Annotated in this window: 13 protein-coding genes; 4 read left to right on the forward strand and 9 right to left on the reverse strand. The window is 68.2% G+C overall.

Features of this window, described 5'->3' with window-relative positions; genetic code table 11:
* Positions 1–98: 98 nt before the first annotated feature.
* Positions 99–656, forward strand: coding sequence for a hypothetical protein (locus RCH21_RS04865; protein WP_326963427.1), 558 nt, complete (start codon positions 99–101; stop codon positions 654–656).
* Positions 657–712: 56 nt separating this feature from the next.
* Positions 713–1,414 carry a PspA/IM30 family protein gene (locus RCH21_RS04870; protein WP_326963428.1) on the forward strand — a complete coding sequence of 234 codons (702 nt, stop codon included), beginning with the start codon at positions 713–715 and terminating at the stop codon, positions 1,412–1,414.
* Here the strand turns inward: RCH21_RS04870 and RCH21_RS04875 are convergent.
* On the reverse strand, positions 1,371–1,952 hold the full coding sequence (locus tag RCH21_RS04875; protein ID WP_326963429.1) for a DUF5655 domain-containing protein: 582 nt from the start codon (positions 1,950–1,952) through the stop codon (positions 1,371–1,373). The two genes, RCH21_RS04870 and RCH21_RS04875, sit on opposite strands and share 44 nt — an antisense overlap.
* Positions 1,953–2,044: 92 nt before the next feature.
* Here RCH21_RS04875 and RCH21_RS04880 point away from each other — a divergent pair, with 92 nt between their 5' ends.
* Positions 2,045–2,728 carry an SDR family NAD(P)-dependent oxidoreductase gene (locus RCH21_RS04880; protein ID WP_326963430.1) on the forward strand — a complete coding sequence of 228 codons (684 nt, stop codon included), beginning with the start codon at positions 2,045–2,047 and terminating at the stop codon, positions 2,726–2,728.
* On the opposite strand, the gene RCH21_RS04885 is transcribed toward RCH21_RS04880, so the two are convergent.
* Positions 2,725–3,888 carry an MFS transporter gene (locus RCH21_RS04885; RefSeq protein WP_326963431.1) on the reverse strand — a complete coding sequence of 388 codons (1,164 nt, stop codon included), beginning with the start codon at positions 3,886–3,888 and terminating at the stop codon, positions 2,725–2,727. The genes RCH21_RS04880 and RCH21_RS04885 overlap by 4 nt on opposite strands.
* 26 nt (positions 3,889–3,914) lie before the next feature.
* Between RCH21_RS04885 and RCH21_RS04890 the strand changes: the two genes are divergently transcribed.
* Positions 3,915–4,511 carry a TetR/AcrR family transcriptional regulator gene (locus RCH21_RS04890; RefSeq protein ID WP_326963432.1) on the forward strand — a complete coding sequence of 199 codons (597 nt, stop codon included), beginning with the start codon at positions 3,915–3,917 and terminating at the stop codon, positions 4,509–4,511.
* Between the two features lie 60 nt (positions 4,512–4,571).
* On the opposite strand, the gene RCH21_RS04895 is transcribed toward RCH21_RS04890, so the two are convergent.
* From RCH21_RS04895 to RCH21_RS04925, 7 genes are all read right to left on the reverse strand, one after another.
* Positions 4,572–5,639 carry a DUF695 domain-containing protein gene (locus RCH21_RS04895; RefSeq protein ID WP_326963433.1) on the reverse strand — a complete coding sequence of 356 codons (1,068 nt, stop codon included), beginning with the start codon at positions 5,637–5,639 and terminating at the stop codon, positions 4,572–4,574.
* Positions 5,640–5,751: 112 nt separating this feature from the next.
* Complete coding sequence (locus RCH21_RS04900) at positions 5,752–6,972, reverse strand: MFS transporter (protein WP_326963434.1); 1,221 nt, start codon at positions 6,970–6,972, stop codon at positions 5,752–5,754.
* Between the two features lie 48 nt (positions 6,973–7,020).
* Positions 7,021–7,899 carry a tRNA (guanosine(46)-N7)-methyltransferase TrmB gene (gene trmB, locus RCH21_RS04905; RefSeq protein ID WP_326963780.1) on the reverse strand — a complete coding sequence of 293 codons (879 nt, stop codon included), beginning with the start codon at positions 7,897–7,899 and terminating at the stop codon, positions 7,021–7,023.
* Positions 7,900–7,925: 26 nt separating this feature from the next.
* Complete coding sequence (locus RCH21_RS04910; RefSeq protein WP_442784666.1) at positions 7,926–9,176, reverse strand: M20 metallopeptidase family protein; 1,251 nt, start codon at positions 9,174–9,176, stop codon at positions 7,926–7,928.
* 91 nt (positions 9,177–9,267) lie between these two features.
* On the reverse strand, positions 9,268–10,281 hold the full coding sequence (yjfF, locus tag RCH21_RS04915; protein ID WP_120147378.1) for a galactofuranose ABC transporter, permease protein YjfF: 1,014 nt from the start codon (positions 10,279–10,281) through the stop codon (positions 9,268–9,270).
* Positions 10,281–11,312: an ABC transporter permease gene (locus RCH21_RS04920; protein ID WP_326963435.1), complete on the reverse strand. Its 1,032-nt coding sequence runs from the start codon at positions 11,310–11,312 to the stop codon at positions 10,281–10,283. The genes yjfF and RCH21_RS04920 overlap by 1 nt, the downstream gene beginning before the upstream one ends.
* On the reverse strand, positions 11,309–12,832 hold the full coding sequence (locus RCH21_RS04925; RefSeq protein ID WP_326963436.1) for a sugar ABC transporter ATP-binding protein: 1,524 nt from the start codon (positions 12,830–12,832) through the stop codon (positions 11,309–11,311). The genes RCH21_RS04920 and RCH21_RS04925 overlap by 4 nt, the downstream gene beginning before the upstream one ends.
* Positions 12,833–12,901 lie beyond the last annotated feature (69 nt).

Raw genomic sequence — 12,901 nt, forward strand, 5'->3', positions numbered from 1 at the left:
AGCCGGTCGTCAGGCATGGCCCGCGCGGGACTCATGGGTGGAATTTGTCAGGAGACGCGGGCAGACTGGAGGGATGGAAGCCACTCCCGGATCGCACCATGTTTGAGCTCTTCGTCGAGGCCCTGGCCATCGGTGCCGGGGTGCTGGCCACCCTGGGCGCGGGGACAGGTATCGCGGGTTGGCTCGTGGTCCGTAAGGTCCGGCGCTCACGGATCATCGAGCGCACCAGGGACCGCGGCATGCTGGCCGCACGGGCGTATGCGCCGGACCGCCTCACCCGCGAGCCCGCCCGCCTGATCGGCGACCTCAACCGGTCCTCGCGCGCTACCCACCTCGCACTCTCCGAGGCCACGGCGCAGGGCCGCCCGGTTGGAGACCTGCCCCGGGCTGCCGCGGAGATCGACCAGGCGGCAGCGTCCCTGGGCAACCTGCTGCGGGCCGCGGACCGCGAGCCGAATCGGGCACTCAAGCAGGAATGGACCGCGGACCTGGCCGCGCAGGCGGGAGCACTCGACGAACTGTCGGCCGATCTGCGCCGTTGCCTCCTGCAGACCTCACGGTCCATCGATACCCGCCAGCTGGAGCAGGCTACGAACCGTCTCCGCACCGAGATCTCCGCCATGACAATATGGCGGGACAGCTACGGGAACCGGTAGGCCTGGTAGCCGGTTCGACAGGTAGCCATTCCAACCAGCAACCCCAGGGGTCCAACGTGTCGATCAAACGCCGCATCACGCGCATCGTGAAGGCCAACCGCAATGCCGACCTGGAGGCGAAGCAGGATCCGCGGGTCCAGGCGCAGAATGCCCAGACGGCGCAGCGCACCCTGCTCGATCAGGCGCGGCGGGGTGCGGCCGACGTCGCAGCGCACCACCACCGCGTGGGGCTCGCTGCCAATGAGGCCGCCGCCTACCTCAACCGCGTCGAGGCTGCAGCTTCCCTCGCCGTACAGCGCGGGGATGACGACGCCGCACGAGCGGCGATCCGCGAATCCATGACAGCGCGACGACGCCTCGAGACACTGACGGGTCAGCTCCGGGAGGCGGAGCAGCAGGCCCGCAGGCTCCACGACGACGTGCAGAGGCTCGAACACCGCGTGCAGCAGAACGCGATGGAGTACGACGCCCTGCTGGCCCGCCGCGCGGCGGCCCAGGCGGCGATCGGCGTTCACGATGCACTCGCATCCTCCTCACGGGAGGCCGCCGCGATCGACGCTGCGCGTCGCAACGCCGAACTCGAGGTGCGGCGCTTCGAAGCCCAGGCCCAGGCGCGCGAGGAGCTGTCCTGGTCGGACCCGTCCTCGCCGCGACTGCAGCAGGCCTTCGAGGAGCTCGAGGCGGAAGCAGCTGCTCAGCAGGAACTCGAGGAGCTCAAGCGGAGGGGATCGCGAGGCTATCCGCCAGCGCAGTACTGAGGGAGCGCAGCACGGCGTCGTCGACGTCGTCCGCGTGCCGCAGCCGCACGCGCCAGGCGAAAGGGTCCTGGGCGGCGCGTACCGGTTCGAGCCCGGGTAGCCCGGGTATTTCCAGGCGGAAGTACAGATCGACCGCCGTCTTGGTGGACGGTGAGAGCTGGGCGAACTTCCGCCGGGAGGTCTGCAGCGACACGTAGGTCTTCCGCATCTGGATGATCACTCCCGGCGTCTCCGAGGCCCACAGGAGGATCCGGTCGGAGATCGGCCTGAGCGCCGATCGGTCCGCGTATTGCCCGTCGTAGAGCTCGTCGGCCGAGCGCAGGAAGAACTCGGGAAGCCCGAAGACCTCCCAGTCGATGCTCATCAGGTTGTAGCCGGTGACCCCTTGGCCCTTGAGCCACAGAGACAGCTCGTCGCGGGTGCCGACACCCGCCGTCCGTGCCTCTACGGCCCAGTCCGCCGGTGTCCTGCCGGTGGTTCGGATCAGCCGGGCCGCGTTCGCCTCGACCATCGACTGCCAGCTCTGCATCTCGCTCATGCCGACACTGTAGTAGGGGACCAACAGGAGGGCACCAGCGCGCGTGCCCGGGCGCCGGGAGGGGCGTCGGGGTGCGTTGCTACACTCGCCCCATGACTGATCTGAGCGGTTCGCACGTCCTCGTCGTCGGCGCCACGGGCGTTCTCGGTGCGGAGCTGTCCCGCCAACTCGTGACACAGGGCGCCCAGATCACCGTCTCGGGGCGCTCGAAGGAGAAACTGTCCGCGCTCGCCGCCGAACTCGGGGACGCCGTCGTCGGCCAGATTGCCGCGGACCTGGGAAAGCCCACGGGGCCGGCGGATATCGCCGCCGCCGTGTACGGTCGCGAACTCAACGGTGTGGTCTTCGCCTCCGGTGTCGTGGCCTTCGGCCCCGCCGTCGAGGTGGATGACGACACCCTGGACGAACTCATGCTAGTGAACCTGCTCGGCTACATGCGGCTCATGCGCGAGGTGGCGCCCAGGCTCGGGAAGGACTCCTTCATAGCGCAGATCAGCGCGGTCGTCGCCGAGAGCCCGACGGCTGGAATGGCCGCGTACTCCGCGACGAAGGCGGGTCTCAGCGCCTACGGGAAAGCCCTGACACTGGAACTGCGTCGGCAGGGTGTGCGCGTCCTCGATGCGCGTCCGCCGCACACGGAGACCGGGTTGGCTTCGAGGCCCATTGCCGGGGCAGCTCCGAAGCTGCCGCAGGGGAAGGACCCGAAGGCCGTCGCCGAGCGGATCGTCACCGCCATCCGGGAGGGTGAGCGGGACCTGCCGTCCTCGGCGTTCTAGTACCTCCTCGTCCGACGTGGTCCTGCAGCTGTTGCACTCGCTGCGCAGACCAGGGCAGCGACGGAGAAGGCGAGAATCGGGCTTCCTGCCTGCACCATGAAGCCCGCGAGGGGTGCGCCTGCCGCCTGGCCGAGAACCAGGGCTGTGAACAGCAGGGACGTTGCCCCCGCCCCGGATTGCCCACCCGGAGCCGAGGCGGTCGCGGCCCACAGGATCAGCACGGACGTCGCCGCCGTGTATGCGAGGCCGAACAGGCCTGCGGCGAGATAGGCCAGGAGGGTATTGCCGGGGGCCGCGCCGACGACGGCCGTCGCACCGGCCGTGACAAGGGTGGACGTGGACCACGTCGTGGGGATCGAGTGGGCTGCGAGCCACGGCGCCAGCAGTAGTGCCCCGGCGCCTCCTGCGCCCAGGGCTATCCAGGCGCCCGCAGACACCCCGCCACTCATGCCGCCGGCCTGCTCGAGTATCGCTCTGCCGTAGACCCACACCGCGGCACAGCCGACGCCGAAGGCAAAGGCTCCCACGAGCGGACGGGAGAGACCCCGTAGGCTCGATCTCGAGAAGGATGTGGAGGCGACCGCGCACGGCGTCGCGAGGCGTGTATCAGTGCCTCGGTCGAAGTGCAGGACCGCGAGCGTCGATGCAGCGGCGATCACTGCCGCGAGGATCCAGGCGATCCGCCAGGCGTCCCCCAGTACGAGGGACAGGATCCCCGCCAGGATCACGCCGAAACCCGTGCCCGAGTTCACCACCGATTGCAGTCGGGCCTGACGTGACTGCTCCGAATTCCGCCTCACCAGTTCGACCAGTGCGGGTGAGGCGAAGCCCGCGCCCATGCCGGCCAGAAGCACCGCTGCGGCGAAGGTCCCGGTGCCGGGGGCGAGGGCAATCCCCGTGCTTCCTCCGGCCGCCGCGAGTCCGGCGAGGACCGTGACCGTCCTCGGACTGTTCCCGGCATGGCGGAAGCCGACGGCGGCCGCGACGCAGTAGAGCAGCGAGGCGCCGGAGGAGAGTAGCCCGCCGAGGGCGGGCGTCAGTTCGAAGGATCTGGAGAACGCAGGCAGGAACAGTCCGTATCCGAGCCGGGCCAGACCATAGGTGGCTCCGATCAGGGTGACGGCCGAGCCGGCGAAGGAGATGTATAACGATCGTTTCATTAGAACGAACGTTATAGTCTTGCTGCATGGCACCACAACCCCCGGCACGTGAGCGGTTACTTGATGCGGCGGAGGGTCTCGCCGCCACCCAGGGTGTGACAACCACGCCCGTGGACGTGATCCTCGACCGGGCGCAGGTCTCGCCGGCGACGCTCTACGCGCACTTCGGCAATAAGGAGGGACTCATCACCGAGGCCCTTCGGCGCAGGCTGGCTCGATGGGACACCACCTGGCAGGAGTGCGTCGACGAGGCGGGCACGCCCGAGGAGAAGTTTCTTGCTCTTTTTTCCGCGCTCTCCCGGCACAGGCGCTCCCTCACGCCGTCGCGGTGGTGCGTGTTCCTGGGCGTCGCCGCTGAAACACCTCGACCGGGCCAGGACCTGGCGGACACCCTGGCGGCGGACACGGATTTGCTGACCCACCGGCTCGAGTACCTGGCAACCGCGCTGGTGGAGGACGGGCAGGCACGGATGCTCGCTCGCCAGGTCATCCTGATCTACACGGGAGTCCTCGGGATGATCCTGCGTGGGGCGGAGGTGGAGACCGCCACCGCCGAGGGCCGCCGAATCGCCGCCCTGGCCGTTCGGTCCTGTACCAGTCCATCGGAATCCCACCTGCCCTGAGGGCGGCCCGTCGCTCCTTGTGCGGCTGGGTGGCAGGCGTCCAGCACGTCGTCGGACCCGTCATGCAAAATCCTGCACTTTCTTCCAGCCGGGATCGATCGCGTGCCTGATAGCGGCGGATCGATGTTCCCGGGCTGCGGTGTCGAGGACGTCCCTCCCGTTCTGATCCTCGGAATCCGAGTAGAAGTGGAAGGTCTGCACACCTTTCGAGGTCTCGGCCGCGACCAGCATGCCGCGGATCCCGACCGATCGCACGAGTGAGTTCTCGAAGTCGTCCAGCCGGTCGAGGGACTCCGGTCGGGGGAGCCCCTGCTCGTCGGCGTCGAACTTGACCCGCAGCGCCGTATGGAGGTCGAAGCGGGGATGGTCGATCCAGCGCAGAGGACGCAGGACGCGGACGAGGATCGGCTCGCCGGTCCCGAGGGTGCCCTGCATGGTGATCCAGCCCGGCGCGGGGAGGGTCCGTGCGAGGTCGGTGACCAGAGTGGGTAGCCCGACAGCCGGGATGCTGTCCACGACGTCGTCCACGATGCAGTCGACGCGGCGTACCCACCGCTGGACGTCGTCCTCGCCCAGTAGCCACTCGAGCAGCAGGACGCAGAGGCCATGCTCGTCGTCCCATTGACCCGTGAAAGCAGGGTTGTGGACGGACACGATGAATCCGTCACCTGCTCGCGTCACGGCCGCGTGGACGCGTGTGCGGCGAAGGTCGAAGGTCCTGCCGCGGTAGGTGATGGTGGAGTCCAGCATGTCCGGTTTGGCGCTTCGCGCCGGAACGAACTCCCAGCGCCTGTTCGACGGCGGCGACGCCCGGTACCACCGCTCGGCCACGGGACGCAGTGACGCGTCCCCGCCACTCGAGACGCACAGGGTGTGCTCCGCGTCGGTGCCCGTCCGGGTCTCCCACTCGAGTCCGCGGCAGATAGCCTGCACGCGGCGCGTCATCACGCCTACGTAGGCATCGAAGTCCCCGGCGCGTGTGGCGGTGGTCAGCAGGTCCTCGCCCTCGTCGGCCCACCACTGCCAGAACTCGGCGATCGGGTCCGTTCCGGTGCCCCGGCCGGAGCTCTTCCGGCGGCTGAAAATACCCATGTCCCCTGCGTTCCACTGGTTGGCATCCGGGATCATCCGGCTGCTCCGACTCCAGCGAATCTACCCGTCAGGAGCGCCGCCTGTGAGGCGGATGCGGCGTGTCGACCGCCGTCGGACGTGGCCGGCGAATATCGACGGGCCGCCGGGGTCAGCGCGTCCTGCGCCCGGATGCGCCGGGCGCACCGCGGAGCACGAGAACGGCGAGGAGTCCCGCTGTGATCGCCAGGGCCGAGGTGAACCCTGCGACACCGATCCAGCCGTAGTGCCCGAAGAAGAGCCCGCCCACCCAGCCCAGGCTGCTCGATCCGGCGTAGTACGCGAAGTTGTAGAGGCCGGACGCCTGCGCGCGTCCCGTGGTTGCAAGCACGGACGTCCACCCGGACGCCACGGAGTGGGCGGCGAAGAAGCCGCCCGTGAAGATGACGAGACCGACGACGACGAGGGGGAGCCAGCCCGTCAGGGTGATGGCGAGGCCGGCCAGGATGACCGGCACAGCCGCGAGGAGCACCGGGAGTCGCCCGAACCGCCCGCTGAGGTCCCCCGCCAGGCGCGATGTCACCGTCCCCGACAGGTAGGCGAGGAACAGCAGGCTGACGAGGGAGGCGGGCAGCAGGAACGGCGGGGCCTCGAGCCGGAAACCCAGGTAGTTGTAGACCGCGACGAAACCGCCCATGAGGAGGAATCCCTGCGCGTAGACCACCAGCAGCCGCGGTGACCGGAGATTGGCGCCGATGCGGCTCGCCAAGGAAGGCCCCTGCCCGTGCAGGACCGGGAGGAAGCCGCGGGGACGGGGGGAGAGCAGGATGAAGGCGATGGCAGCGGCACCCGCCATGACGCTGACCGCCAGCACACCCGCGCGCCACCCGAGCAGTTCTCCGACGGGTCCTGCCACGAGGCGCCCCGCCAGGCCGCCGAGCGTCGTCCCCGCGATGTAGGTCCCCGCCGCAACCGCGGCGTGGAGCTTCTGCACCTCTTCGTGCAGGTAGACGAGCGCCGTCGCGGGAACTCCTCCCAGGGCCGTTCCCTCGAGGAAGCGGAGGACGATCAGCAGTTCGAATGTCGGCGCGAGAGCGGCCAGGAAGCCGAGGACGACGGCGGCCGCGATAGCCCACGTCATCGTCCTCCTGCGTCCCACCCGATCTGCCACGGCGGACCACGGGATGACGGCGAGGGCCAGGCCCAGCGTCGCCGCGGACACCGACAGTGCGGCATCCGCGGGGGAGACACCGAACTCGGAGGCGACGCCGGTCAGGACACCCTGCAGGGAGTACAGCTGCGCGAAGGTCGCGAGCCCGGCGAAGAGCAGGGCCAGCAGGATCTTCCGGTAGGCGGGCGAGTCCTTCGCGTGGCCCGGCCAAGCGCCGCTCATGCGTGGGCTTCGGGCGCGAGGCGTCGGAGGGTCATCAGCACCGACCGCTCAGCGGCGGCGGTAGGCGAGGTCGAAGACCATCCGTCCGGCCGTGATCGCCTTGTTCTCGAAACTTGTGAGCGTCCGGCCCTCAAAACGAGGTGCCCAGCCGCCGCGCTCGTCGATCCCCTCGTTGACGCCGGTGTTCCCGGTGCTCACCGGGTCCTTGCCTTCCCGGACGGGTGCGCCGCCCACGACCGATTCGACGCCGCTCTCCCACACCTGGGTGAGGGGGCTCGCGGCACCGGTGCGCTCGCCGTCGTGCAGGTTCTCGAAGTGCTCGCTGGCGTCGAGGACGGCGCGCATCTGCACCGCGTAGCTGGACCAGTCGGTGGCGAGACGGAAGATGCCGCCGGGCTCGAGGATCCGCGCGGCACGTTCCACGTAGTCCGCCTTCACGAGCCGGCGCTTGTGGTGGCGGACCTTGTGCCAGGGGTCCGGGAAGAACGTCCACAGCTCCGCGACGGACGACGCCGGGATCATGCCCGCGAAGGCCTCGGCCGCATTCACCTGTGCGGTGCGCACGTTGGTGAGCTCCTTCTGGCTGATGCGCAGCATGGTCTGGGCCAGGCCCGGCCGGTAGACCTCGAGGGCGAGGTAGTCGCGGTCCGGGTCGAACTCCGCAGCATGGGTGATCGCCTCGCCGAGTCCCGAGCCCACCTCGATGACGAGGGGTGCCGAACGGCCGAATGCGGCGTCGACGTCGAGCACGAAGCCGGGAGCTACCGACGTGTCGGCGGTCTCGATGCGCGGAACGTCGATGAGGAATGCCTCGGCGAGTTCGTCCCACGCCTCGCGACGTCGGCCCTGGAGGCGGGATCCCCGCCGAACGAAGGACACGGGCTGGGTGCGGTACGGCTGGTCGGGGGTCTGTTCTTGAGGCTCCATCACCTCCAAAGGCTACCGGCAGCGCGTCAGCGGGCTGCGGTCAGCGGGCCCGTCCCGGCGGCCATCCGTGAGATGGCGAGCTGCGCGTAGAGCGCGGCACCGTCGGCGAGGATGCTGTCGTCGAAGACCGCGTACGGCGAATGGTTGAAGGGGGATGTACCCGGTTCCACGCCGGGAGTCACTGCCGAGAGGAACAGGAACGTCCCGGGGACGGCCTCGAGGATGCGCGAGAAGTCCTCCGATCCGCTCATGGGCTGCGGCATCGTGACGTACCGGCCGGCGCCGAGGAGTTCAGCGACCTGCGCCTCTGCGTGCGCGGTCTCGTCGTGGTCGGTGATGGTCACGGGGTACTCGTGGATGTACTCGATGTCCGCCTCGAGCCCGTGCGCGGCGGCGAGGTGCCGCACCAGGCGGGGTGCCGCCTCGGTCATCCTGTTCCTGTTCGCGGTCGAGTACGTCCTGACGGTCGCCTCGATCCGTGCCGTCTCCGGGATGATGTTGCGCTGGGTGCCCGCGTGCAGCACGCCCACGGACAGGACCACGGGATCGAACATGTCGAACTGCCGGGTGATCATGACCTGCAGCTGCGTGACGATCTCCGCAGCCACGGTGACCGGGTCCTTGGCGGAGTGGGGCGAGGATCCGTGACCGCCCGCTCCGCGCACTGTGACCATGAGTCCGTCCGACGCCGACATGAGCGGACCACCGCGGCTGGCGAACACCCCGGTGGGTAGCAGCGATGACACCACGTGGAGCCCGTAGGCCGCATCGGGCGCCCTGCCCGCCGCGTCCAGGACGCCCTCGCGGATCATGAACCCCGCGCCGTCGTGGCCCTCCTCGCCCGGTTGGAACATGAGGACGACGTCGCCCTGCAGCTCTGCCCGGCGCTCGGCGAGCAGCGTGGCGGCTCCCGCGAGCATCGAGGTGTGGAGATCGTGCCCGCAGGCATGCATCACGCCGTCGATCGTGGAGGTGTAGGGAACACCCGTGGCTTCCTGGACGGGCAACGCGTCCATGTCGCCACGGAGCAGCACCACAGGAGTGACTCCCCGTTCGCGGGATGCCGCGCCTCCTCGCAGGACGGCGGTGACCGACGTCGTATCCGAGCCGAGCGTGATCTCGTAGGGGAGGCCGTCGAGCGCCTGCAATACCTTCTCCTGCGTGCGCGGCAGCTGCAGGCCGAGCTCCGGCTCGCGGTGCAGGCGATGGCGCAGGTCGGCGATGTCACCCGCCATGGACCGTGCGTCCTCGAGAAGGGCGGCTGGGGACAGGGTCATGGATCTCCTCCTGGCGAAGCTTCGGCGCTGGTCCTCCCACTCTCCCAGACGGAAGGGTCGGGGGTGCGGGGCGGAGTTCTGGCACGGCCTTTCAGGTGAGTTTCACCTTCCGGGAGAAAAGCTTCTGCAGGAGGATGAAGGCGAGCAGCAGGGCACCGATCACGATGCGCGTCCACCATGAGCTGAGGGTTCCCTCATAGGAGATGAAGGTCTGGACGATCCCGAGGATGAGCACTCCGGCGAGGGATCCGAGGACGTAGCCGTACCCTCCGGTGAGCAGCGTCCCGCCCACCACCACTGCGGCGATGGCATCCAGCTCGAGGCCTGTCGCTGCAAGGCTGTACCCGGAGAGGCTGTAGAAGGAGAAGAGGATGCCTGCGATTGCTGAGCACAGACCGCTGATCCCGTAGACGAGGACCTTGGTGCGCGGGACGGCCAGCCCCATGAGGAGCGCGGAGGACTCCCCGCCGCCGATGGCGTACACCGTGCGACCGAAGCGCGTCTGATGCAGGACGTAGAAGGCGATGGCGACGACGACGAGCGCGATCACGACGCCGGGCGCGATGAACAGGTTCCCCGTCAGGGGGATCCGGGCCTGTGCCATGGCGGTGAAGAAGGGATCGGTGACGGTGATCGAGTCGACGCTGATCACGTAGCACAGTCCTCTGGCGAGGAACAGCCCGGCGAGGGTGACGATGAACGGCTGGATCTCGAACACCTGGATGACCAGTCCCATCAGCAGTCCGAACGTGGCGCCGGTCAGCAGGACGAGGGCGATGACGGCTATCGGGTTCCAGCCGGCCTGCAGGAGTGCCGCTGCGATCATCATGGACAGGGCGACGACGGAACCGACCGAGAGGTCGATACCGCCGGTGAGGATCACGAAGGTCATCCCGACGGCCAGCACGATCAGGAACGTGTTGTCGATGAGGAGGTTGAGGAAGACCTGGCCCGACAGGAAGCCCGGGTACATGATCGCTCCCGCGGCGAACATGGCCAGGAACAACCCGACGGTGGCCAGGGTGGGCGCGTAGCGGGCCTTGCCCTGCAGCCTGCTGATACGGGTGCGGCCCTGCGGGGCAGGGGTACGGGTGAGGACCGACATCAGACTGCCACCTTCACTTCGGCTTGTTCCGTCAGCGGACGTTTGCGTTTCCCGAGGAGGGTCCGCGCCTTGCTGGACTGCAGGAGGCAGACGATGATGACGACGAGCGCCTTGAAGACGAGGGTGACCTCGGGCGGGATGCCCAGGGTGTAGACGGTCGTGGTGAGGGTCTGGATGATGAGTGCCCCGACGAGAGTCCCCACGAGGCTGTACCGCCCCCCGGCCAGGGACGTCCCGCCGATCACGACGGCGAGGATGGCGTCCATCTCGATGTAGAGTCCGGCGTTGTTCGCATCGGCGGCCGTGACGTTGGAGCTGATCATGAGACCGGCGATGGCCGCACAGAGGCCGCTGAAGACGTAGACCGTCCAGGTGATGGTGCGCGCATTGAGCCCGGCGAGGCGGCTGGCAACAGGATTGATGCCGACCGCTTCGATGAGGGTACCGAGGGCGGTCCGCCGCGTGAGCAGCCCGGCGACTGCGAAGGCTGCTACCGCTATGAGGATCGAGATGGGAAGGCCGAGGAAGAAGCCGGCGCCGATCGCCTGGTAGGGGTCGTTGGAGACGGAGATGATCTGACCGCCCGTGACCAACTGGGCCAGGCCCCGGCCTGCTGTCATGAGCACGAGGGTCGCGATGATGGGCTGGATGCCGATGACGGCAACGAGGAAACCGTTCCACAGCCCGAGCGCCAGACCCGCGACCACGGCGATGGACACACCGATGGCAGCGGTCCGCAACGAGGTGGGATCGGGCGAGTTGTAGATGTAGGTGCAGGACACTGCACCGGCGATGGCGGCCACTGCCCCGACGGAGAGATCGATGCCGCGTGAAGCGATGACGAGTGTCATTCCGAGTGCGATGAGGATGGTCGGCGCCCCGTTGCGGAGGATGTCGATCAGGCTGCCGTACAGGTGGCCGTCCTGGACACGGACGGACAGGAAGTCCGAGCGGAACAACTGGTTCAGCACGAGCAGGAGCACCAGGGCGAGTACGGGCCAGGTGAGGCGATGCTTTAGCAGGGCGTTCATGCGTTGGATCCCGCGATGATCGTCATGACGTCTTCCATGGTGACTCCGTCGTTGGGTATGTCGGCGACCATCCTGCGGTCCTTGAGGATGGCGATGTGGTCACTCAGGCGCAGTACTTCCTCGAGTTCGGCGGAGATGAAGATGATCGACATGCCGTCGGACGCGAGGCTGCTGATGAGCTTCTGGATCTGCGTCTTCGCTCCGATGTCGATGCCGCGCGTAGGTTCGTCGAGGATGAGCAGCTTGGGGTTGGTGATGAGCCAGCGGGCGAGCAGCACCTTCTGCTGATTGCCGCCACTGAGATTCTGGATCAGCGCGTCCTTGTTGGCCGGGCGGATGTCGAGGGCCCTGATGAATTTCTCCGCCAACTGGTCCTGGGTGTGGCCGGGGACCCTCCGCAGCCAGCCCTTGCTGGCCTGCATGGCCAAAACCAGGTTGTCGCGCACCGAGAGGTCGCTGATCAGGCCCTCCTCCTTCCGGTTCTCGGAGGAGAAGGCGACGCCCTGATCGATCGCGGAGCGCGGGGTGCGCAGGGTCCGGGCCGTACCGCCGATCCGCAGCTGCCCCTGGTCCGCACGATCCGCGCCGAACAGCAGCCGGGCGGTCTCGGTGCGGCCCGAGCCGAGGAGTCCGGCAAGTCCCAGGATCTCTCCGGCGTGGATGGCGACCGTCACATCCTGGACCGATCCCTTCCGCCCCAGGTTCTCCGCCTGTACGAACGGCACCCGTTCCGACCTGTCCGGTTCCCTGCGGCTTTCCGCCTCCTCCAGTTCGGCGAGGGCGTCCATCTCCTTGCCGATCATCTTCGAGATGAGCCCCATGCGCGGCAGGTCCCGGGTCATGAACTCACCCACCAGCTTCCCGTTCCGCAGGACGGTCATGCGGTCGGAGATGTCGTAGACCTGTTCCAGGAAGTGTGAGACGAACAGGATGGCGACCCCGCGGTCCCGAAGGGTCCGGATGACCGTGAACAGCTGCTGCACCTCTTCGGAGTCGAGGCTGGACGTGGGTTCGTCGAGGATCAGCACCTTGGCGTCGACCTGGACGGACCGCGCGATCGCGACCAGCTGCTGGATGGCGATCGAGTGGGAGGACAGGATCGACCCGGGGTCGATGTGTCCCAGTTGCAACTGCTCGAGGACGTCCTTCGCCTTCCGCCGGACCTCGCGCCAGTGGATGCCTCCCCGGCGGCGGGGCTCCCGGCCGAGCAGGATGTTCTCCTCGACCGAGAGGTTGGGGCAGAGATTGACCTCCTGGTAGACCGTGCTGATCCGTGCGGCCTGGGCTTCGGCAGGGGTGGAGAAGCTGTGCTGGACGCCCATGACGGTGATGGTGCCGCCGTCGATGGCGTAGACGCCGGTGAGTGCCTTGATGAGGGTGGACTTCCCGGCTCCGTTCTCGCCCATGAGTGCGTGCACTTCGCCCTGGAACAACCTGAGGCTGACGCCGTCGAGGGCCTTGACCCCCGGGAACTCGATGGAGATGTTGTTCATGTCGACTACGGGGACGATCTCGTTCATGTCTGTGTCTTCCTGCGCGGGATGCGGTGGGTGGGAGCCCACCGCATCCCACAGGCCATGGACCCGTCC

The organism is Arthrobacter sp. PL16, assembly GCF_035985055.1.
Taxonomy (GTDB): Bacteria; Actinomycetota; Actinomycetes; order Actinomycetales; family Micrococcaceae; genus Arthrobacter_D; species Arthrobacter_D cheniae.

Bases quoted from the DNA above. Each gene is read 5' to 3' on its own strand.
- RCH21_RS04910 (WP_442784666.1), bottom strand. From the start codon at position 9,176: ATGACCCTGTCCCCAGCCGCCCTTCTCGAGGACGCACGGTCCATGGCG.
- RCH21_RS04865 (WP_326963427.1), top strand. From the start codon at position 99: ATGTTTGAGCTCTTCGTCGAGGCCCTGGCCATCGGTGCCGGGGTGCTG.
- yjfF (WP_120147378.1), bottom strand. From the start codon at position 10,281: ATGTCGGTCCTCACCCGTACCCCTGCCCCGCAGGGCCGCACCCGTATC.
- RCH21_RS04925 (WP_326963436.1), bottom strand. From the start codon at position 12,832: ATGAACGAGATCGTCCCCGTAGTCGACATGAACAACATCTCCATCGAG.
- RCH21_RS04885 (WP_326963431.1), bottom strand. From the start codon at position 3,888: ATGAAACGATCGTTATACATCTCCTTCGCCGGCTCGGCCGTCACCCTG.
- RCH21_RS04880 (WP_326963430.1), top strand. From the start codon at position 2,045: ATGACTGATCTGAGCGGTTCGCACGTCCTCGTCGTCGGCGCCACGGGC.
- RCH21_RS04890 (WP_326963432.1), top strand. From the start codon at position 3,915: ATGGCACCACAACCCCCGGCACGTGAGCGGTTACTTGATGCGGCGGAG.
- RCH21_RS04920 (WP_326963435.1), bottom strand. From the start codon at position 11,312: ATGAACGCCCTGCTAAAGCATCGCCTCACCTGGCCCGTACTCGCCCTG.
- RCH21_RS04895 (WP_326963433.1), bottom strand. From the start codon at position 5,639: ATGATCCCGGATGCCAACCAGTGGAACGCAGGGGACATGGGTATTTTC.
- trmB (WP_326963780.1), bottom strand. From the start codon at position 7,899: ATGGAGCCTCAAGAACAGACCCCCGACCAGCCGTACCGCACCCAGCCC.
- RCH21_RS04875 (WP_326963429.1), bottom strand. From the start codon at position 1,952: ATGAGCGAGATGCAGAGCTGGCAGTCGATGGTCGAGGCGAACGCGGCC.
- RCH21_RS04900 (WP_326963434.1), bottom strand. From the start codon at position 6,972: ATGAGCGGCGCTTGGCCGGGCCACGCGAAGGACTCGCCCGCCTACCGG.